The organism is Halopelagius longus, from assembly GCF_900100875.1.
GTDB classification, from domain to species: Archaea; Halobacteriota; Halobacteria; order Halobacteriales; family Haloferacaceae; genus Halopelagius; species Halopelagius longus.
In genome coordinates this window covers 358,349-378,685 of the sequence record NZ_FNKQ01000002.1, presented here as the reverse complement: position 1 = coordinate 378,685, position 20,337 = coordinate 358,349, and the positions used below count along the sequence as shown (strand labels likewise).

The following is a 20,337-nucleotide window of genomic DNA, read 5'->3' as shown; positions in this document are numbered from 1 at the left end:
ACCAACGGCGGCATCATTAATTATCGTTTGTGTGGTTTACGGCGGCCGCGCCGCCGCGGCCTCACTCCGTCGCGTCCGCGGGCGCGTCGCCGTCCGGTGAGTCGTCGGACTCCTCGTCCCGTACTTCATAATCCTCGTCTCCGTCGTCGGATTCCTCGTCTCCGTCGTCGGATTCGTCCGTCGGTTCGTCGTCCGATTCGTCGCCCTCTGGCGCTTCGTCTTCGTCCTCCGATTCTCCGTTCGCCGTTTCGTCGTCCGGTTCGTCCGTCTCTTCGTCTTCGTCCTCCGCGACCGCTTCGAGTCGTTCGCGGACGGCGTCGCGCTTCACCGTCCCCGAGACGGTTCGGGGTAGTTCGTCGGCGAACGCGACGATTCGGGGCAGTTTGAACCCCGCGAGTCGTTCGCGGGCGTACTCCTCTACGCCGTCCCGCGTCAGTTCCTCGGAGTCGCGGACGACGAGTGCGCCGACGCGTTCGCCCCACTCGGGGTCGGGGACGCCGACGACGGCGGCGTCGCGAACGTCGGGGTGCGAGCGGAGGACGTCGACCACCTCGCCGGGTTCGACGTTCTCGCCGCCGGTGATGATTCGGTCGTCCACCCGGTTGAGCACGTACAGTCGCCCCTCGGCGTCGAGGTAGCCCGCGTCGCCCGTCTTCAGGCCGTACTCGCAGAACGCCTCGGTCGTCGCCGCCTCGTCGCCGTAGTACCCCGGCGTGACCGTCGGCCCCGAGACGACGAGTTCGCCCGTCTCGCCGCGTTCGACGGGGGCGCCCGACTCGTCTACGACGGTGAGGTCCGTCCAGTAGAGGGGCCGACCCACGGTTCCGACGTTCCGGAACGCCTCCTTCGGGCGCGCCGTGGCTATCTGGGAGGCGGTTTCTGTCATCCCGTACGTCGGGTAGACGGGGACGGAGTAGTTCCGACACCGCTCTATCAACTCCGCCGACGCGGGCGCGCCGCCGAGGAGGACGACCCTGAGCGACTCCGAGAGCGTTCCGCGCTTCTCCAACATCCGGCGGAGCATCGTCGGGACCAGAGAGACGGCGGTCACCTCGTGGCGTTCGATGTCGTCGGCCGTCGGTCCGGCCCGAAACTCCGGTCTGAGGACGACGGTCATCCCGTAGAGCGGCATCCGAAGCACGGGCGCGATGCCGCCCATGTGGTGCAGCGAAAGCGCCACCAACCACCTGTCGGCCGGGTCGAATCCGAGTCGGAACGCCGAGGCGACGGCGCTCGAAAGCAGATTCAAAGTCGTGAGGGTGACGGCCTTCGGGTCGCCCGTCGTCCCGGAGGTGAAAAGCAGCAGTTGCGCGTCGTCGAGTTCCCACGACGCGGGTTCGAAGCTCTCGGGCGAGGCGTCTTCGAGGGCGCTGACCTCGTCCGTCGCGGGCGGGTCCACGCTGACGACCGGCGCCTCTCCCGCCGCCTCGACGGCCCGGCCCTCCGTGGCCGACCCGCAGACGACGGCGGTGACGTCCGCCGTCTCCGCCTGCGACCGGAGTTCGCCCGCCGTCAGCCCGTCGCCCATCGGCACCAGCGTCACCCCGAGGCGCATCGCGGCGTGAAGCAATCGGACGTATGCGACTCGCGTCTCCATGACGACGCCGAGGTGGTCGCCCGACTCGACGCCGAGTGCGGCGAGGCGGGCCGCCGTCTCCTCGACCATCGAATCGAGCTCCGCGAAGGTCCACGATTCCCCCGTCGAAGCGAGTATCAGGGCCGTCGCGTCCGGCGACGCTCGGACCCGGTGAGAGAGCCAGTCGCGCATTCGTCCGCTACTCTCGTCGGGAGGTAAATATAGTACCGTCTGCGAGTCGTCGCGTCGTCGGCGAACCGCGCGCCCACGGCGGTCAGTGCGAGACGAACTCGACGAGGACGCCGCCCGTCGAGTTCGGGTGGAGGAACGCCACTTCGTGCCCCCACGCCCCCTGCCGCGGTTCCTCGTCTATGAGCTCTACCCCCACCTCCCGGGCTTTCCCGAGTGCGTCCGAAACGTCGTCCGTCCGGACCGCTACGTGGTGGATTCCAGGCCCGTGCTTGTCGAGGTACTGCCCTATCGCCCCGTCCTCGTGCGGTTCGAGCAGTTCGAAGTAGCTCCCGCCGAGGTCGAGAAACAGCACCGACATCCCGTCGAACTCCTCCTCGTGAACGACGGGCGCGTCGAACAGTTCTCCGAACATCGCCGCCAACCCCGAGGCGTCGGCGGCGGCGACGCCGACGTGGTCCAGTTCCATGGGTATCCGTCCTAACGGCGGCGGCACGCATAATTCTATTCCGGCGACGAATGAACGTCCGGACGGCGTACCCCGCCGGACGGCGGACTACTCGCCGTCCGTCCGCGCGACGGTCACCTCGACTGCGACGCCGGGGACGTTCACCGTCGTGCCGTCCGCGGTACGCCGGGAACGCCGCCGGACGGCACCGACGACGGCGCGAACGAGGGCGTACGCCGCGACGACTGCGACGGCCGCGAGGGGGAACGAGGCGGCGGCGACGGCGACGACGACGGCGGCGACGGAGACGACGAACCCCGCCTTCGCGGCGGACGACGAAGGGTCCGACGGGCGGAGGACTCGGGCGGGGACGAGCGTTCGGGGGCGATACGACGAATCCGTGTCGGGTCGTGACATCTGTCTCTGGCGAGGGGTCGTTCGACTACTGGACGGCGGCGACGCTACGCGTCGCGGGACGGAAACCGGCGCACGGCGAGTCCGCATCGCCGCGAAAGCGGCGGAGACGGACCCGAGTCGGGTGCGCGCGGTCAGAACGGGCGGAGGGACATCGTACCCTATCGACGAGGTGTCAGACGATCATCGTTTCGGTGGTGCGGGAGTCGATATCACGCGTGGCTCGGGTGGTACTCGCCGAACACCTCGCGGAGGACGTTCGATATCTCGCCGACGGTGGCGTACGCCTTCACCGCCTCGACGATGTAGGGGACGAGGTTGTCGTCGCCGTTCGCCGCCGTCCGGAGGGCTTCGAGCGTCGCGTCCACAGCCTCGTCGTCGCGTTCGGCCCGCACCTCGTCGAGTCTGTCGAGTTGTCGGGCCTCGTCCTCCTCGTCTACCTCTTGGACGTCGGCGTCGGGGTCCTCGTCCGTGCGGAACTCGTTGACGCCGACGATGATTCGCTCGCCCTCCTCTATCTCGCGTTGCCGTTCGTACGCTACGTCCTGTATCTGCCGTTGGACCCACTGGGACTTCACCGCCTCCAGCATGCCGCCGCGGTCGTCTATCTCTTCGATGATGTCGAACGCCTCCGCCTCCACCTCGTCGGTGAGCGACTCGACGTAGTAACTCCCCGCGAGGGGGTCGATGGTGTCCGCGACGCCGGACTCGTGGGCGAGAATCTGCTGGGTTCGGAGCGCGGTTCGCACGCTCTTCTCCGTCGGAAGCGACAGGGCCTCGTCCTTCCCGTTTGTGTGGAGGCTCTGGGTCCCGCCGAGGACGGCCGCCATCGCCTGATAGGCGACGCGGACGACGTTGTTCTCCACCTGCTGGGCCGTCAGCGTCGACCCGCCGGTCTGGGTGTGGAACTTCAGTTGCTTCGATTTGGGGTTCTCCGCGCCGAACCTATCCTCCATTATCTTCGCCCACATGCGCCGGGCGGCGCGGAACTTCGCCACCTCCTCGAAGACGTTGTTGTGCGCGTTGAAGAAAAAGGAGAGTTGGGGGGCGAACTCGTCTACGTCCTGTCCGGCGTCGAGGGCCGCCTGCACGTACTCGATGCCGTTCGCCAGGGTGAACGCCACCTCTTGGGCCGCCGTCGAACCCGCCTCGCGGATGTGGTACCCCGAGATGGAGATGGTGTTGAACTTCGGCGTCTCCGCCGCGCAGAACTCGAAGACGTCGGTGATGATGCGCATCGACTCCTCGGGCGGGTAGATGTAGAGGTTCCGCGCGATGTACTCCTTCATGATGTCGTTCTGGACGGTCCCGCGCAGTTCCTCGCGGGGGACGCCCTGTTGGTCGCCGACGGCGACGTACATCGCCAACAGCACCGACGCGGGCGCGTTGATGGTCATCGAGGTGGACACCTCGTCCAAGGGGATGCCGTCGAACAGCGTCTCCATGTCGCGCAGGGAGTCGATGGCGACGCCGGACTTCCCCACCTCGCCGGCGGCCATTTCGGCGTCGGAGTCGTAGCCCATCTGCGTCGGCAGGTCGAACGCCACCGAGAGGCCGGTCTGCCCGTTGTCGATGAGGTAGTGGTACCGCTCGTTCGTCTCTTCTGCGGTTCCGAATCCGGCGTACTGCCGCATCGTCCACAGGCGGCCGCGGTGCATCGTCGGGTAGACGCCGCGGGTGTACGGTTCCTCCCCGGGGAACCCCTCGTCGGCGAGGTAGTCGTGGTCCGCCACGTCCTCGGGCGTGTACAGTCGCTTCACCGACTGCCCCCGCGTGTCGGTGGTGAACTCCTCCTCGCGTTCCCCGAACCGACTCAGCGTCGGCGAGAGCGTCTCCTCCTCCCACTCCGCTTTGGCGTCGCGGATTCGCTCTAACTCGTCCGGGTCGAACATGGTCGAATATGTGGGTCAGTCGCCTTAACGATGTGCGACGGGCGTCCCGACGGAGGGGCCGCACCACACCGGGTTTCCGGTGAGACGAGAGACACTTTCTCCGAGGGGACAGTGGTCGGAGTCGAACCGTCGCTCGGACCGACCGTACGCTTACGTTGCCGCCCGTCGAACGCGTCAGCCATGAGCGACGACGCCGAGACGATTCGGAGGCTCGTCCGGGGGTTGGCTCCGGAACACGACGAGATACACGCTGAGATGGCCGCCTACGCCGACGAGCACGGCTTCCCCATCGTCGGGCGGGAGGCGGGCGGAGTGCTCAGACTCCTCGCGCGCCTCACCGACGCCGCGCACGTGTTCGAGTTCGGGTCCGGATTCGGCTACTCCGCCTACTGGTTCTCGAAGGGGGCCGCGTCGGACGCGCAGTTCGTCCTCACCGAACACGACACAGACGAACTCGACATGGCCCGGGATTTCTTCGAACGCGCGGGCCTGTCCGACCGGACGGAGTTCCGCGAGGGCGACGCGCTCTCGGCCATCGAGGAGTACGACGGCCCGTTCGACGCCGTCCTCGTGGACCACCAGAAGTCGCGGTACGCGGAGGCGTTTCGGGCCGTGCGGTCGAAAGTCTCCCGCGGCGGCGTCGTCGTCGCAGACAACGTGACGCACGGCCCGGCGGACGCGGCGGCGCTCGCCCGGTACCTCGAAGGCGAATCGCTCGACGCCCCCGACGAACAGACGAAGGGCATCGCGTCGTACCTCGACGCCGTGCGGGCCGACCCGGAGTACGAGACGGTCCTGCTGCCGGTCGGTAGCGGACTGGCCGTCAGCGTCCGCGCCGGTCGGACCGCCGCCGATGCCTGAACCGAGCGCGGGCGTCAGTCGGACCCCGACGCCGTCCATCGACCGACCGGACCGCCCCCCGAGTAGCGTTCGCCACGCTTTTGCTACCGGACTCCCACGATTCGGGTATGTTTGGCGGAGGCGGTATGAACCCGCGGAAGATGAAACAGATGATGAAACAGATGGGCATCGACGTGACGGAGCTCGACGCCGAGGAGGTCGTCATCAAGACGGCCGACGAGGAGCTCGTCTTCTCCGACGCGCAGGTCACGCGGATGGACGCCCAAGGCCAAGAGACGTACCAGATCGTCGGCCAACCCGAATCGAGAGAGCTCGAAGGCGGCGACGCCGGGGCCGTCGAGGCGTCCGGTGCGGGCGGCGAATCGGAAGCCGACGAGTCCGCCTCGGAGGGCGGCGCCGAGATCCCCGACTCCGACATCAAAATCGTCGCCCAGCGCGCGGAGGTCGGCAAGGACGAGGCGCGAGACGCGCTCGAAGCCGAGAACGGCGACCTCGCGGCCGCTATCTCGCGGCTCGAATAAGTGTACCTGCTCGTCCACGGGGACCGAGAGTACCTTCGCGGGCCGGGCGAGGAACTCCACACCGACCTCGGCGTCCTCGACGTCCCCGAGGACGCCGAACCGGGCGATACGCTGGAGACGCATCTCGGCGAGGAGTTCCTCGTCCGCGGCCTGCGCGGCCCGGACCTGTTCAACCACCTCGAACGCACCGGCGCGCCGATGATGCCGCGCGACATCGGCCTCATCGTCGGCCACACCGGCGCGGCGGCGGGCGACCGCGTCCTCGACGCCGGAACCGGCACGGGCGTCCTCTCGGCGTACCTCGGCCGGATGGGCGCGGAGGTGACGACGTACGAACGCGACGCGGAGTTCGCCGACGTGGCCCGCGGGAACATGGAGATGGCGGGCGTCGCCGGGAACGTCGACGTTCGGACGGGCGACCTGACGGAGGAACTCGACGGACTCGACGGCGGGTTCGACCTCCTCACCCTCGACACCGGCGACGCGGCGGACGTCGTCCGCCACGCGCCCGAACTGCTCGTAAGCGGCGGCTACGTCGCCGTCTACTCGCCGTTCGTCGAGCAGAGTCGCGAGACGTCGCTGGCCGCCCGCGAAGTGGGTCTCTCGGAGGTGGAGACGTTCGAGACCATCCAGCGGGAGATGGACTTCGGCGAACGCGGGTCGCGCCCCTCTACCGCGGGCGTCGGCCACACGGGCTATCTCACGTTCGCGCGGAACGAGTGACTACGCCGTCGCGCGCACCATCTCGAACAGCTCTTCTCTGAATCTCTCGGGCTCAAGTAGCGCCGACAGCTCATCGGCGGCGGGGCCGGACTCGACCGCCCGCGGGTACGCCCCGCCGGCGACGAGGAACCCGCCGTCGTCGGGCCACACCGCGAGGTACCCCTCGGCGACGAGAGCGAACTCGCGGAGCGAGACGCGCGCCCGGTAGCGCGTCAGGTCGGCCTCCTCGCCTCGGATCCGAAACGGGCGGGACTCGACGGCGCGGACGGCGTCGAACCCCCTCTCGCTGAGGACGTCCGAGAATCCGGCGTTCGCTCGGTTCGTCACGAGTCGCGTCACCGCGCGGGAGGACGGCGCGGCGGGGTCGAGGCGGAGGCGACTGGCGAAGAAAAAGCGCCACGTCGCATCGTCCCCATCTCCGCCCGTTTCCGCGTCTCCGTCCTCGTCCGCGGGCGACTCCGTCGCCGCGTCCACCGTCGCGTTCGCCCGTTCGCGGAGGCGTTCGTCCGCGAGGAGCACCGTGCGGGCGCGGACGGAGACGACGAGGGCGTCGAACGGCGTCGTCGCCTCCTCGGAGACGACGCGCCACCCCTCGGGCGACGGAACCGTCGGCGGCGGCACGTCCGACGGGCGCATGGACGCCGCTACGGGCGGCGCGGACTTAATTCGCCGGAGAAAACGGCTACGGGGTCAGTGGTCGTCTTCGCGCCACTTGTGACTGCACTCGACGCAGGTGAAAAAGCGCGTCTCGGACTCGTCGGCCGAGCGAATCTGCTTCATCTCGTAGCGCGCCTTGTCGTGTCCGCACTTCGGGCAGATGACCGTGGTCGTGGGGCCGATTTCGGCGTCGTCGACGTCGGACATGTCCACGACTCCGCCGTCCTCGCGCGAGGCGGTGGAGGTCATGTGCGACTCCTTGGCCTCGTCGCGGAGCTTCTCGTAGTCGCAACTCCCGCAGACCCACTTATCGCCGTCCGTCTTCATCATCGAACCGCATTCGTCGCAGAACTCCATTGTTACAAGAGACAGTCGCTTCTGGCACTTAAACGTCCGGAAACGACCCGAAGAGTCGGGAAGTCGGCGGAATCAGGCGTCTCCGTCGGACTGTCGCGGGTCGCCGAGGGCCTCCATCGGGAGCGCGTTCTGGAGTTCCTCGTACAGTTCGCCCGACCCGCCGAACGATTCGCTCCCCGTGTCGGCGATGACGTCGCCGAGGTTCACCTCCCCGTCGGCCAGTTGTAACTCCACGTCGGAACACTCCGCCGCCGCGTCGGACCGGGAGATGGGGTAGGAGAGCTCTTCCAACCTCGGCTCGACGCGACTCAGTTTGACATTTTCAGTCATGGTTCCTAGTTGGGTTCGAGGCGACTTATCCTTGTGCCACGTTAGCTAATACGACAGTCTGCTTCGAGCGTCCGCTCTCCGCGGCCGTCTCGGCCGGACGACGGTCGGTTTCGCCGCCCTCGGGAGGGCCGGAACGACGCCGAAACCCGAATTTCGGTAATCAGTTCTGATAACGGGGATGGGGGATTTATACGGCACATTCACTCAAAGAAGAACATGGATTTCGGTTGGCTCACTCGGCGGTTACGAAACAGAGACACGGAGGCGGGGGAGAAACGGACCGACGGGGGCGTCGTTTCGGACGACGGACCCGCGGCGAGTGCGGACCCCTCTTCGGAGACGCCGAACCGCGCGGGCGGGTTGGACCCCGACGTGGACGCGTCGAACGAGACGGAGCGACTGCGGAAGGAACGCGACTACTGGCGCGGCCTCTTCGAACAGGTCGTGGAGTCGTACCCCGAACCCGGATTCGTCATCAGTTCCGACGACCGGGTGGCGTACTTCAACGAGAGCGCCGCGGCGGCCTACGGGATAAACAGAGAGGAGATGCTCGGACTGAGCCTCGAGGAGGCGTTCCAACAGGAGAAGAAGAACGAGGAGACGTTCGCCGAGGAGACGCTCCGACGCGGCGAGGCGGCCCAAGAAGAGGAGTTCCGCGAAATCGAGACGCCGGGCGGCACGGAGTGGGTTCGCTCGAACGCCGTCCCGCTTTTCGACGTCGAGGGGAACATCGTCGGCGCGTTCGAGACGACGTCCGCGGTGACGGAGTTCGTAGAGCAACGCGAGGCGATAGTCGGCGCGCAGACGAGCGTCGAACAGACGCTCCGGTCCGCCGTCGACGAGGCGACGGACGCGAGCGAACGCGTCGACGACGCACTCGGCGAGGCGGCGTCGCTCGCGGGCGAACAGGCGGAAAACATGGACGAGGTGTCCGGCGAGGTCGGCTCTCTCTCCGCCACCGTCGAGGAGATTGCCGCCTCCGCCGACGAGGTCAACGAACGCTCCGAGGAGGCAGAACGCCTCGCGGAGGCGAGTACCGAGGCGGGCGAGGACGCCGTCGAGGCGATGGAGGACGTCGCCGAGAGCGGCGACCAAGCGGCCGAACAGACCCGCGAACTCGCCGAACAGGTCGCCGAAATCGACGACATCGTCGAGGTCATCAACGAAATCGCAGATCAGACGAACATCCTCGCGCTCAACGCCAACATCGAGGCGGCGCGGGCGGGCGAGGCCGGTGAAGGCTTCGCCGTCGTCGCGAACGAGGTGAAGTCGCTGGCGAACGAGGTGCAGAAGGAATCCGAGCGCATCGAGGAGATTATCCAAGAGACGCGCGGCGACGCCAGCGAGACGGTGGCGAGCATCGAGTCCGTCACGGAGGAGGTGCGCTCGAACGCCGACGCCGTCCGCGAGATGGTCGAGAACCAGAACGCTATCGCCGAGGAAGTGCGCGCGACTTCGACGGGGATGAACGACATCGCGGCCGCGACGGACGACCAAGCCGTCCGGACGGAGGAAGTCGCGAGCATGGTCGACACCGCCGCCGAACGCTCGAAGTCGCTGCGCTCCGAGGTGACGGAGGCGGCGACGGCCAACGACGAGCAGATGTCGGTCGTCGAGGAAATCGGGGCGTCGGCGCGGGAACTCGAATCGGTGATGTCGTCCATCGACTCCGCCGACGGAAGCGACGACATCCACCTCGACTGAACGACGACACCGCGGCGACGCGGACCCACTTCTCGACGAACGCGTCCGTCTCCTCTTCTCTCCGGACGCGCATCTCCGTATCAGCGCAGAGAGTCGTCGCCCCGCGCCGTCCCGCGGGGTCCGTCGTTCGCCGAGGAGACTGGCGCGAGAGACGACGAGAGGGAATCTACTCTGATAATTAGAGTGGGAGTTTTATGGTGGGTATCGGCGCACAGCTATCATGGATATCGGTCGATTCGCCCGGCGGTTACGGGCGAGAGGGGACGAAACGAGCGGCAAACGTACCGACGGCGGCGTCACCGCCGAGGGGGGCGCGTCGTCGGTCCTCGGGGAGACGGAACTGTCGAACCGCGCCGGGGGACTCGACCCCGACGTGGACGCGTCGAACGAGACGGAGCGACTGCGGAAGGAACGCGACTACTGGCGCGGCCTCTTCGAACAGGTCGTCGAGGCGTTTCCCCAACCCACGTTCGTCGTCGACGCGGACGACGCGATAGCGTACGTCAACGACATCGCAAAGCAGGGGTTTGCCAAGGACCCCACCGACGTCGTCGGGCGGAACGTCTACGACGGGTTCCGCCTCTCGAAGGGCAACGAGACGCTCGCCCAGACGGTCCGAAAGCGGGGCGAGGCGGTCCGCGAGGACGGGTTCCGGAAGATTCAGTCCGACGACGGCGTCGATTGGATTCGCTCGGCCGCGGTCCCGCTTTTCGACCGTGAGGGGAACGCCGTCGGCGGGTTCGAGACGGCGGCTTCGGTGGGTGACATCGTCCGCCAACGCGAGGCGATAGTCGAAGCGCAGACGAACGTCGAACAGACGCTGGACGAGGTCATCGCGGACGCGACGGACGCCGCCGAACGCGTGGACGGCGCTCTCGTCGAGGCGGCGTCGCTCGCGGACGAACAGGCCGAGAACATGGACGAGGTGTCCGGGGAAGTCGGCTCTCTGTCGGCGACCGTCGAGGAGATTGCCGCCTCCGCCGACGAGGTCAACGAACGCTCCGAGGAGGCAGAACGCCTCGCGGAAGACAGCACCGAGGCCGGCGAAGACGCCGTCTACGCCATGGAGGACGTCGCGGAGAGCGGCGACCAAGCGGCCGAACAGACCCGTGAACTGGCGGCGCAAGTCGCCGAAATCGACGACATCGTCGAGGTCATCAACGACATCGCCGACCAGACGAACATCCTCGCGCTCAACGCCAACATCGAGGCGGCGCGGGCGGGCGAGGCCGGTGAAGGCTTCGCCGTCGTCGCGAACGAGGTGAAGTCGCTGGCGAACGAGGTGCAGAAGGAATCTGAACGAATCGAGGAGATCATCCACGAGACGCGCGGCGACGCCGGCGAGACGGTCGAGAGCATCGAATCGGTCACCGAGCAGGTACGTTCGACCGCGGACGCCGTCCGCGAGATGGTCGAGAACCAAAACGCCATCGCCGACGAGGTTCGCGCCACGTCGACGGGGATGAACGACATCGCGGCCGCGACGGACGACCAAGCCGTCCGGACGGAAGAGGTGGCCAGTATGGTCGATACCGCCGCCGAACGCTCGAAGTCGGTTCGCTCCGAGGTGACCGAGGCGGCGACGGCCAACGACGAACAGATGGCCGTCGTCGAGGATATCGAAGCGTCGGCGCGTGAACTCGAATCTGTGATGGCGTCCATCGACGCCGGAGACGGAACCGACGTTATCGACGCGACGTAACCCTACTCGAACTCGGGGTCGCGTTTCTCGACGAACGCGTCCATCCCTTCTCTCTGATCTTTCGTCCCGAACAGTCCGCTCCACGCCCGCGCCTCGTGTTCGAGGGCGGCCGACCGCGGGGCTTCGTGGCCGGCGTTAATCGCCTCCTTCGCCGCGTGGAGGGCGTGCCGCGGTTTCTCTGCGAGTTCCGCGGCCGTCTCCGCGACCCGGTCGCGCAGTTGGTCGTGGGCGACCACCTCGCCGACGAGTCCGCGTTCGTACGCGTCGGTCGCGTCGATGCGTTCGCCGAAGAATATCATCCGGCGGGCCGTCTCGTCGCCGACGAGTGCGGGGAGTCTCTGGGTGCCGCCCCACCCGGGGATGATTCCGAGGTCGATTTCGGTCTGTCCGAGGACGGCCCGTTCGGAGGCGACGCGCAGGTCGCACGCCACGGCGAGTTCGCACCCGCCGCCGAAGGCGTACCCGTTGACCGCGGCGACAGTCGGCGCAGGGAACGACTCGATGGCCGAGGCGATTCGGTGGCCCTGTTCGGCGTACGCCTGGGCCTCCGCGGTGTCGAACTCCCGCATCCGTTCGATGTCCGCGCCGGCGACGAACGCCTTCTCGCCCGCGCCCGTGACGACGAGGACGCGTGCGCCCGCTTTGCGGGCCTCGGTGACCGCCTCCTCGACCGCGTCCAGCGTCTCGGGGTTCAGGGCGTTCAGCCGGTCGGGACGGTCGATCACGAGCGTCGCCACCTCGTCGTCCCACTCCAGTCGGACGGTATCCCAAGCCATGGGGGCGCGACGCACGGAGCGCTGGTAAGCGTTCCCCCGTCCCGGTCTCGTTCGCGTCGTCGGGACAGTCAGTTTCCGCGCGGAGAAAACAGGTCTATATCCCCCGGTGCAAATTTGGACGCAATGGCACTCTCGGACGAAGAGAAAGAACGACTCGCCGACGTCGTTCGACTCCAACCGACGAAGAACAAAGAGCTACAGGAACGGTGGGGGCTCGACTCCGGGAGCGACGTGCATCGCTATCTGGAGGACAACCTCAAGGAGTACTACTACCGCGACGACAACAGTCTCATCCGCGCCACCGCGGAGGCGGCGGAACTCGTGGACGTGGAACCGGGCGTCGAAACCGACGCCGACGAGGAGGAGGTGCCCTCGGTCATCCGCGTCCCGGCGCTCGAATCGAAGGTGTTCGAAGTCGTCGCCGGCCCCGAGGATCGCTCCGAGAGCGTCGTGAGCGTCCTCAACAAGATACGGGACCGGTTCGACGACGACCCGGACGTGGAGGACGTCCGCCGCGCCCTCCAGAGTCTCCGCCGGAAGGGCGTCGTCGAAGTCGTCTACCGCACCGTCCCGACGTTCCGCCTCGCCGTCAAACGCGACGAGGTGGACGTGGAAGTGACCGACTAATCCGCGCGCTCGGTTTCTCTCTGTCGGACGCGTTCCCGCCTGTCGTCGAGCAGTCGCCGTATCGCCTTCCCCGGCCCGCCCGCTATCGGCCACCCCTTCGTCCGCCACGCGGGCGGTTCGGGTTCGAAGTCGGGGCAGGACCCGGCGCACTCCGCGGCGGTCTGTGACCGCCCCTTCGCCGCGCAGTGGGGGACGAACGCGTCTCCGAACCGCCGGAGTTCGAAGTGGCGGCAGTCCGGCCGCATCGTCTCGTGGAACGACCGCCAGCCCTTGCCGTAGGCGCGTTCGGCCAGTTCGAGGCGGGTCGTCGCCCGTTCGATGTCGTCTTCGGCGTCCTCGGGCGTCACGTCGCTCGGGTGCCACTCCACCGCCGCGGTGGCCCAGTCCGTGCGGTCAGGGTCGAACGACACCGTGAGGATACCCACCTCGACGGGCACGTCTTCGAGAAGCGCGGGTTCGACGCGCCGGCCCGTCGCGGCGGTGGCGACCCACACCTCGTCGGCCAGTCCCGTCTCCACGTCGCGTTCGAGTTGGTCCGAGAGGGCGCGGGCGGCGGAGGCGTCCAAGTCGGGCTTGTTCTCGACGGCGACGATGCGACGCACCCAGTCGGGGTACGGCGCGACGCGCCGAATCTCGATGCGGTTGCCGCGGCGACGCTTCTCGACGACGCCGCGTCCCGCGGCCCGGTGGACGGCGGCGCGGACGTACCGCCACGGGTAGCCCGGATGCGGGAGGGCGTCGCGGTACCACTCCCACTCCGCGGGCGCGTTGCGGACGACGTGCAGGAGGTCCGAATCGAGCGTCCGGTCGCCGAACTGCGCGCGCGCGGCGAGTCCCGCCGGGTCGCACTCGACGACGACGGTGTCCCACCGGCGGCGCTTCGTCCCGAGTTGGCGCGCGACGAGAACCGCCGAGTCTCGCTCTCCGTCCGGGGGCCACGACTCCTCGGCCCACCGGCAGACGAGCAACTCGAACCCGAACTCGGCGTCTGCGGGGTACACGTCCGGTGGTCTTCGGTCGGGCGAGGAAACGGTTTCGGGTCGGCGTCGACTCCGAGAAGAGAGAGGGCCGCCGCTACGCGGACGGGCCGACTCCGGGCGAGTCGGACCGCGAGGAGGCTACGGCTCTGCGACGGCAGTCTGCCCGTTCAGGCGATGTACCGCCGGTTCTCCTCGTCGTTCTCCGCGAGGAGGTCGTCGAGGAACGTGTGGGCCTTCTCCAGGATGTCGCGCGGGCCGTCCTGCGTGATTGTGTTTATCGCCTGCTCGTAGTCGCGCCACTGCAGGTCGCGGTGCTCTCGGGAGAGTTCGGCGCTGGCCTCGAAGGAGCGCGCGATGAACAGGTGCACCGTCTTGTGAATCGTCTTGCCGTTCGCCTCGAACACGTAGTCGTAGTCCTCGCGGAACCCGTCGATGAGACGGAAATCTTCGATTCCCGCCTCCTCTTTGATTTCGCGTATCGCTGTCTGCTGGAGCTCCTCGTTTCCCTCGACCCCGCCCTTGGGGAACTCCCAGTCCCCCGGTCGGCTCTTCAGGAGTAAGTACTCCCGTCGGCCGCGGGTGTCGCGGAAGAGGATGGCTCCAGCGCTCACCGCTTCCACTGTCATTGGTGAATGTATATATACGGGGATTTAAGAGGGTATCGGAGATTCGTTCTTCTCTTCTTCTTGAAAGATGACGACGAGTCGCCGTCTCTGTCTGTCACGTCCGCGCACGGATACCGCGTGTAGGTGCGTTTTTACCGCTCCGTACACTCGAAGCGTGTAACGGCCACCACCCAGCCATGACCTTCGTAACCAAACTCACCTTCCAGAGCGGGAATCGCTACGAACTCGAAGACGAAGTGTCGAGTCTCAAAGAACTCGTCGAGAAGAAGGGCGCGGAGTGCAAAGGCCCGCACGCCCAACCGCCCGAAAGCGTCCGCGTCCCGCAGTACAGGAATCTCGCGCCGGGCGACGAGTTCTCGCCGTGGGAGTACACCGTCTACTCGCGGAAACTGGAGATTCACGGCAACGACCACATCGCGCGAGAAGTCGGCCACATGGCGTTCCCCGAGAGCATCCACGTCGAGATAGAGGTCGAACAGAAGAAACCGCTCGGCCACCGACGGGACTAGGCGGCACGCGGTCCGACTCTGTCTCTCTCGCGTTTTTCTCTCGGCCCCGCCGAATCGCTTCGATTCGTCTCTCGGCGGTCGGTCCCGGCTATCCTCTGTCGTCGAGGACTTCGAGTAGACGGCCGCGGCCGCGACTCGACGCGGCGTCGAACTCCTCGATTTCGAGTCGGACGCGCCCCTCGACGGGCACGTTCTCCGCGCCGGACAGTTCGAGTATCGTGTCGCCGACTCTGACGAGGGCGGCGTCGCCCTCCCTGCCGGTGACGAACGCCGTCACCGTCTCGCCGACTTCGAAGGCGGGTTTGGCCGCGCGGAACGTCTCCTCTGCGAACAGGAAGTCGAGGAAGCTCATACGCGACTCACCTCCTTGGACTCCCGGTCGGAGACGTACTCGCGTCCGTATCCGGTCCACGCAGCAAAGAGGAACACCGCGACGAGGAACCAGCCGTGGAACACGTACGGCCAGACGCTCGCGGGGTTGACGAGCATCGACTGGGTGAACCACTCGTACTGCTCGGGGAGCCCCGTCATCGAGGTGTAGCCCGCGAGCAGGCCGCCGCCCCACGGGAAGATGTACCCCAGCGCGGAGGTGTTGGCGTCGAGGATGTTCGCCCGTCGGTAGCCGTTGATGTTGAACCGGCGGCCGAGCGTCTTGATGTACGGCGCGATGGCGATTTCGGCGGCGGTGTTGATCGTTATCATCGCGTTGACGAGCGCGGTTCCGAGGACCATCGTCGTCTCCGCGCGGCGGACGGTGGTGGCCACGCGTTCGAGGAGGAACGTCTGTATCGCCTCGAACGCGCCGCCGACCTGCATCACCTCCGCGCCCGCGACGATGAGCAACACGAGGACGATGAGGGGGAAGAAGTCCGAAGCGCCGGTGTAGAGACTCCCCGAGACGGCGGTGTTTCCGGGTTCGACCGGGACGACGAACGCGCCGACGACGGGTATCGCGTCCATCGTCTGTACGAGTCCGGAGGCGCGCGACGCCTCGAATGCGACCATCTCGGCGGGCGTGGCGAGTCCGAGGAGGAGGTTCAACGCGACGGAGATGAGGAGCCCCCACGAGACGGCTTCGATGATGTGTCGGCCCTGAACCGCCGTCACGATGACGACGGCGATGGAGAGGAGGTGGACGAGTCCGAGTGCGGTCGAGGGACCGCCGACGTTACCCGCGTCGATCGGCTGCCTCGCCATCGCGCTTCCCGCGACGAGGTAGGCGACGAAGGCGAAGGCGGCGGCGACGAGGGCGTACTTCAACCGCGAGGCGACGACGCCGCCGATGTCGGCGTTCTGCGTCACGGCGCTGACGATGGTGGTGTCGCTGACGGGTGCGAGGTTGTCGCCGAACACCGCGCCCGAGAGGATGGCCCCGAACATGAGGACGGGGCTCGCGCCGAGGACGACGCCCGCCGGGAAGACGAGGGCGGTGAACGCGATTGCCGTCCCGTACCCGGTTCCGATGCCCGTCGCGAGCAGGGCGGCGAGCAGGAAGGTGAGCGCCGGGAACAACGCCGCGCCGACGCTGATGGCGTCGGCGGCCCAGACGAGTCCGTCGACGAAGCCGCCGGCCTGAATCGTCTGGGCGAACATCCCGGCCCACAACCACGCGACGATGGCCGTCGCGGCCACCCGTTCGGTCATGCCGTCGAACACCACGTCGGCGTACCCCTTCCAGTTGCCGACGACGAGGAACATCCCGAAGATGAGTCCGAGGAGCATCCCGACGATGAGTCCCGTCGTGTCGCCGATGCCCAGTAGTCCGCTCTGTACGATGGCCCACGCGACGAAGAACGCTATCGGGACGGCGCTCGCGAGGCGGCCGCCTCGAAACCGCAGGTCACGAGTTTCGTCTGAGTCGGTCATTCACTCTCTGGTGGAGGACGGTTCCACATAAGGGACCCGACACGGGCGCGCAGACCCGTCAGCGTGGCGACGATGCGGGCGCGTCGCGTCCGAGTCGGACCGCGTCTCGGCAAACCCGACGCACTCGGCGAGGTTTATCACCGTCCACCGCCACCGACCGACAATGACGACGTCCGACCTCGTCAGCCTTCGACGCGACTTGCACCGACACCCCGAACCGGCGTGGCGGGAGTTCTACACCACCGCGCGCCTCGTAGACGAATTGGAGACGCGGGACTTAGACGCCCTGTACGTCGGGCGCGAGGTTCTCGCGGAGGAAGAACGGATGGCCGTCCCCGACGAGGCCGAACTCGACGAGTGGTACGACCGCGCCCGCCGAGAGGGCGCACGCGAGGACGTTCTCGAAGCCCTCCGCGGGGGGTACACCGGCGCGGTGGCGGTGGTCGAACGCGGCGAGGGGCCGACTGTCGCCCTCCGCGTCGACATCGACGGCCTCCCCATCACCGAGTCCGAGGGCGAGGACCACGCGCCGACGGCGGCGGGGTTCCGGTCGGAGCACGAGGGGTACATGCACGCCTGCGGGCACGACGCCCACGCGGCCATCGGACTGGGCGTCCTCGATTCGGTCCTCGAAAGCGACTTCGAGGGGACGCTGAAGGTGTTCTTCCAACCCGGCGAGGAACTCGTCGCCGGCGGGCGGGCGATGTCGAAGTCGGGACTCCTCGACGACGTGGACTACCTCTACGGCGTCCACATCGGACTCGACCACCCCTCCGGCGAAGTCGTCGCGGGCATCGACGACTTCCTCGCCGTCTCGCACTTCCGCGCGGAGTTCACGGGCGCGCCGTCCCACGCGGGGGCGCGTCCGGAGGCGGGCGACAACGCGGTGCAGGCGATGGCGACGGCCGTCCAGAACCTCTACGGCATCCCGCGGCACGCCGACGGCGCGACGCGGGTCAACGCCGGGATGGTCGGCGGCGGCACCGCGACGAACATCGTCCCCGAGGAGGCGTTCATCGAGGGCGAAGTCCGCGGCGAGACGACCGAACTGATGGAGTACATGGAGGAGAAGTCCCGCCGCGTCCTCCGGTCGGCGGCGGAGATGCACGGCTGTGAGGTGGAGATTACGACGGAGGGGAAAGCCCCCTCGGCGCGGAGCGACGACGAACTCGTCGATATCGTGAGCGACGTCGCGGGCGAGAACGCCGACGTGACGTCCTTAGTCGAACGCGACTCCCTCGGCGGAAGCGAGGACGCCACCTACCTGATGCAGGAGGTGCAAGCCAACGGCGGCAAAGCGGCCTACATCGGCGTCGGAACCGACCACCCCGGCGGACACCACACAAGCACGTTCGACGTGGACGAAGATAGCATCGGCCTCGGTATCGACGTCCTCTCTCGGTCCGTCCGGGAACTCTCGAAGCGCCGACCCTGACCACGGGCAGTAATTTACTTACCGTTACATATCATTAGTATTCGACCGACTCGAACGCTTTCACCGTAATAATCGACGGTTTAGGATAGATAATAATATATTCATTCTTGCAGGAAATTATGTAAACCCACTTACAATTTTTATCAACGCAGACGGAGACGTGAGTATTGCATGACACGTAGACGAACGGTTACCGTTGCGGTCGCTCTTCTGGTCTTGGTGGCCACGCCGGTCGGCTTATTCGCCGGCCCCGTGGTCGCACAGGAGACGACAGAGAACGAAACAGCAACAGACACCGCCACGGCGACTCCGGTCGAAGAGGCGGCTACGGAGACGCCGACCGACGAGACGGACAACGCCACAGATACGGAGACGACGACCGAGGAGACGGACACGGCGACTCCGACTGAGGAAACAACGACAGAGGAGACCGAAACGGAAACCACGGCCGAGGAGACCACGACGACCGAGGAAACTACCACGGCCACGGAAACCGAAACGGAGACCACGACCGAGGAGACCGAAACGGAGACCACGACCGAGGAGACCGAAACGGAAACCCCGGCTGAGGAGAACGAGACGGAGACTCCGACCGAAGAGACGACCGACCAGACCATCGAGTCCTGTACGGTCATCGACGAGTCGGGGACGTACACCGTCTCCGAGAACTTCTCGGCCGACGAACTGCAGGACGTGTCTGACCCCGGCGTCGACGCTAACGCGTCCGCCTGCATCGTCATCGCCGCGGACGACGTGACCCTCGACGCGCAGGACATCGGAATCAGCGCCCCGAACGAGACGAGCAACGAGTCGCTCAGCGTCGGCATCGCCGTCGCCGGCGACAACGCTACGGTCCAGTACCCGGCCCTCTCGGACTTCGACGTCGGCGTCCACCTCGCCGGCGCTTCGAACGCCTCGGTGAACAACCTCGAAGCGAGCGACACCGAACGCGCCGCAGTCGTCTTCGCCGGCGCGTCCGACAGCACCGTCCAGAACGTCACGGCGGAGAACGTCTCCACCGACTGGACGGAGATGAACGAGACGGAGACGAACGCGTCGAACGAGACGGACACGAACGAGACGGAGATGAACGCGTCGAACGAGACGGACACGAACGCGTCGAACGAGACGTTCTCCGGAGCGTTCGTCTTCGTGAACTCGAGTAACAACACCGTCAGCAACGCCGTCGTCAACGACACGACCGGTTGGACGGTCTACAGCCAGAGTGCCAACGACACGGACGCGAACGAGACGGACGCGAACGAGACGGACGACGCCCTCGAGAACGAAACGACGACCGACGCCGAGAACACGACGGACGCTAACGCGAACAACTCCGTCCGGAACGTCACCGTCAACGAGACGACGTTCTCCGCGACGTTCCAAGACGTGAACATCGGTCCGGCGGCGGACTACCCGGACGCGCCCCAGAACGCCGTCGTCCTCGGTGAACCCCTCCAGACCGAAGCCACGTCCGAGAACGCCAACCTCCAGCTGTCGTTCCTCTACGAGGACGCCGACCTGGAAGAAGCCGGAACCGACGAACTCTCTCTCACCATCTACGAAGTCACCGGTGACTCGTGGGACCGCGTTGACGATACGGTCGTCGACATGGTGACTAACAACGTGACGGCGATGGTCGACGGAGACGGCACCTACGCCCTCGTCAGCGAGACGGCGGAAGAGGACGAGACGGCGCCGACCGGCGACACCGAGAACGAGACGAACGAGACGGAAACCGACACGAGTGTCGATAACGAGACGAACGAGACGAACGACACCGTTGTCGTCAACGATACGGACACCGACGTGAACGACACCGACGAGAACGACACCGTCGAGAACGACACGATCGAGACGAACGACACCGTGATCGTCAACGATACGGACTCCGACGAGAACGACACCGTCGAGAACGATACGGTCGAGGACGAGACGACGACCGAGGAAACTACCACGGCCGAGGAGACCACGACGACCGAGGAAACTACCACGGCCGAGGAGACCACGACGACTGAGGAAACGACGACCGAAGAAACGACGACCGAAGAAACCACCACGGCCGAGAACGAGACGACGGTTGAGAACACCACGACGACCGAATCCGGCGGTAACGCGACCGTCGAAGTGTAAGAAAACGAGTT

21 protein-coding genes are annotated in these 20,337 nt (G+C 66.8%); 9 read left to right on the top strand and 12 right to left on the bottom strand.

Annotation, left to right across the window (positions count from 1 at the left end; translation table 11 throughout):
• Nucleotides 1–61: 61 nt before the first annotated feature.
• From menE to BLS11_RS07655, 4 genes are all read right to left on the bottom strand, one after another.
• Entirely contained in the window at nt 62–1,768 is a 1,707-nt protein-coding gene (menE, locus tag BLS11_RS07670) for an o-succinylbenzoate--CoA ligase (protein WP_092535491.1), read from the bottom strand.
• An 82-nt stretch (nt 1,769–1,850) separates the two neighbouring features.
• Nucleotides 1,851–2,234 (bottom strand): methylmalonyl-CoA epimerase, encoded by a 384-nt coding sequence (gene mce, locus BLS11_RS07665; RefSeq protein ID WP_092535488.1) that lies wholly within the window; start codon nt 2,232–2,234, stop codon nt 1,851–1,853.
• 87 nt (nt 2,235–2,321) lie between these two features.
• Nucleotides 2,322–2,630: a hypothetical protein gene (locus tag BLS11_RS07660; protein WP_092535485.1), complete on the bottom strand. Its 309-nt coding sequence runs from the start codon at nt 2,628–2,630 to the stop codon at nt 2,322–2,324.
• Nucleotides 2,631–2,839: 209 nt separating this feature from the next.
• Nucleotides 2,840–4,519, bottom strand: coding sequence for an acyl-CoA mutase large subunit family protein (locus BLS11_RS07655; RefSeq protein WP_092535482.1), 1,680 nt, complete (start codon nt 4,517–4,519; stop codon nt 2,840–2,842).
• 180 nt (nt 4,520–4,699) lie between these two features.
• Here BLS11_RS07655 and BLS11_RS07650 point away from each other — a divergent pair, with 180 nt between their 5' ends.
• From BLS11_RS07650 to BLS11_RS07640, 3 genes are all read left to right on the top strand, one after another.
• Nucleotides 4,700–5,380, top strand: coding sequence for an O-methyltransferase (locus BLS11_RS07650; protein WP_092535479.1), 681 nt, complete (start codon nt 4,700–4,702; stop codon nt 5,378–5,380).
• Nucleotides 5,381–5,487: 107 nt separating this feature from the next.
• A complete protein-coding gene (locus BLS11_RS07645; RefSeq protein ID WP_092535476.1) occupies nt 5,488–5,901 on the top strand; it encodes a nascent polypeptide-associated complex protein in 414 nt (137 codons plus the stop codon).
• Complete coding sequence (locus BLS11_RS07640) at nt 5,902–6,624, top strand: tRNA (adenine-N1)-methyltransferase (RefSeq protein ID WP_092535473.1); 723 nt, start codon at nt 5,902–5,904, stop codon at nt 6,622–6,624.
• Here BLS11_RS07640 and BLS11_RS07635 read toward each other — a convergent pair whose 3' ends face one another.
• The 3 genes from BLS11_RS07635 to BLS11_RS07625 all read right to left on the bottom strand — a co-directional run bounded on the left by BLS11_RS07635 (nt 6,625) and on the right by BLS11_RS07625 (nt 7,968).
• Nucleotides 6,625–7,260: a DUF6517 family protein gene (locus tag BLS11_RS07635; RefSeq protein WP_092535470.1), complete on the bottom strand. Its 636-nt coding sequence runs from the start codon at nt 7,258–7,260 to the stop codon at nt 6,625–6,627.
• A 54-nt stretch (nt 7,261–7,314) separates the two neighbouring features.
• Nucleotides 7,315–7,638 (bottom strand): transcription factor S, encoded by a 324-nt coding sequence (locus tag BLS11_RS07630; protein WP_092535467.1) that lies wholly within the window; start codon nt 7,636–7,638, stop codon nt 7,315–7,317.
• A gap of 72 nt (nt 7,639–7,710) precedes the next feature.
• Nucleotides 7,711–7,968: a DUF5789 family protein gene (locus tag BLS11_RS07625; RefSeq protein ID WP_092535464.1), complete on the bottom strand. Its 258-nt coding sequence runs from the start codon at nt 7,966–7,968 to the stop codon at nt 7,711–7,713.
• A 216-nt stretch (nt 7,969–8,184) separates the two neighbouring features.
• On the opposite strand from BLS11_RS07625, the gene BLS11_RS07620 reads away from it, so the two are divergent.
• Nucleotides 8,185–9,672 carry a methyl-accepting chemotaxis protein gene (locus tag BLS11_RS07620; RefSeq protein ID WP_092535461.1) on the top strand — a complete coding sequence of 496 codons (1,488 nt, stop codon included), beginning with the start codon at nt 8,185–8,187 and terminating at the stop codon, nt 9,670–9,672.
• A gap of 220 nt (nt 9,673–9,892) precedes the next feature.
• Nucleotides 9,893–11,374, top strand: coding sequence for a methyl-accepting chemotaxis protein (locus BLS11_RS07615; protein ID WP_092535458.1), 1,482 nt, complete (start codon nt 9,893–9,895; stop codon nt 11,372–11,374).
• Nucleotides 11,375–11,376: 2 nt separating this feature from the next.
• Here the strand turns inward: BLS11_RS07615 and BLS11_RS07610 are convergent, their stop codons facing one another.
• A complete protein-coding gene (locus BLS11_RS07610; RefSeq protein WP_092535455.1) occupies nt 11,377–12,150 on the bottom strand; it encodes an enoyl-CoA hydratase/isomerase family protein in 774 nt (257 codons plus the stop codon).
• 123 nt (nt 12,151–12,273) lie between these two features.
• Here BLS11_RS07610 and BLS11_RS07605 point away from each other — a divergent pair, with 123 nt between their 5' ends.
• The gene (locus BLS11_RS07605) at nt 12,274–12,777 is read left to right on the top strand and encodes a DUF5797 family protein (protein ID WP_092535452.1); all 504 of its coding nucleotides are present in this window, start codon (nt 12,274–12,276) and stop codon (nt 12,775–12,777) included.
• Here the strand turns inward: BLS11_RS07605 and BLS11_RS07600 are convergent.
• On the bottom strand, nt 12,774–13,778 hold the full coding sequence (locus BLS11_RS07600) for a DUF5787 family protein (protein ID WP_092535449.1): 1,005 nt from the start codon (nt 13,776–13,778) through the stop codon (nt 12,774–12,776). The two genes, BLS11_RS07605 and BLS11_RS07600, sit on opposite strands and share 4 nt — an antisense overlap.
• A 146-nt stretch (nt 13,779–13,924) precedes the next feature.
• On the bottom strand, nt 13,925–14,383 hold the full coding sequence (locus BLS11_RS07595) for a bis(5'-nucleosyl)-tetraphosphatase (RefSeq protein ID WP_092535446.1): 459 nt from the start codon (nt 14,381–14,383) through the stop codon (nt 13,925–13,927).
• A gap of 176 nt (nt 14,384–14,559) precedes the next feature.
• Here BLS11_RS07595 and BLS11_RS07590 point away from each other — a divergent pair, with 176 nt between their 5' ends.
• Nucleotides 14,560–14,892 carry an uS10/mL48 family ribosomal protein gene (locus BLS11_RS07590; protein ID WP_092535443.1) on the top strand — a complete coding sequence of 111 codons (333 nt, stop codon included), beginning with the start codon at nt 14,560–14,562 and terminating at the stop codon, nt 14,890–14,892.
• 88 nt (nt 14,893–14,980) lie between these two features.
• Here the strand turns inward: BLS11_RS07590 and BLS11_RS07585 are convergent, their stop codons facing one another.
• Both BLS11_RS07585 and BLS11_RS07580 read right to left on the bottom strand, forming a co-directional pair.
• Entirely contained in the window at nt 14,981–15,244 is a 264-nt protein-coding gene (locus BLS11_RS07585) for a DUF7513 family protein (RefSeq protein WP_092535440.1), read from the bottom strand.
• Nucleotides 15,241–16,758 carry a Na+/H+ antiporter NhaC family protein gene (locus BLS11_RS07580; RefSeq protein ID WP_092535437.1) on the bottom strand — a complete coding sequence of 506 codons (1,518 nt, stop codon included), beginning with the start codon at nt 16,756–16,758 and terminating at the stop codon, nt 15,241–15,243. Before BLS11_RS07580 ends, BLS11_RS07585 begins: the two co-directional genes overlap by 4 nt.
• A 163-nt stretch (nt 16,759–16,921) precedes the next feature.
• On the opposite strand from BLS11_RS07580, the gene BLS11_RS07575 reads away from it, so the two are divergent.
• A complete protein-coding gene (locus BLS11_RS07575) occupies nt 16,922–18,193 on the top strand; it encodes an amidohydrolase (protein ID WP_092535435.1) in 1,272 nt (423 codons plus the stop codon).
• A gap of 219 nt (nt 18,194–18,412) precedes the next feature.
• On the top strand, nt 18,413–20,326 hold the full coding sequence (locus BLS11_RS07570; protein ID WP_092535432.1) for a hypothetical protein: 1,914 nt from the start codon (nt 18,413–18,415) through the stop codon (nt 20,324–20,326).
• The last annotated feature ends 11 nt before the right edge of the window (nt 20,327–20,337 follow it).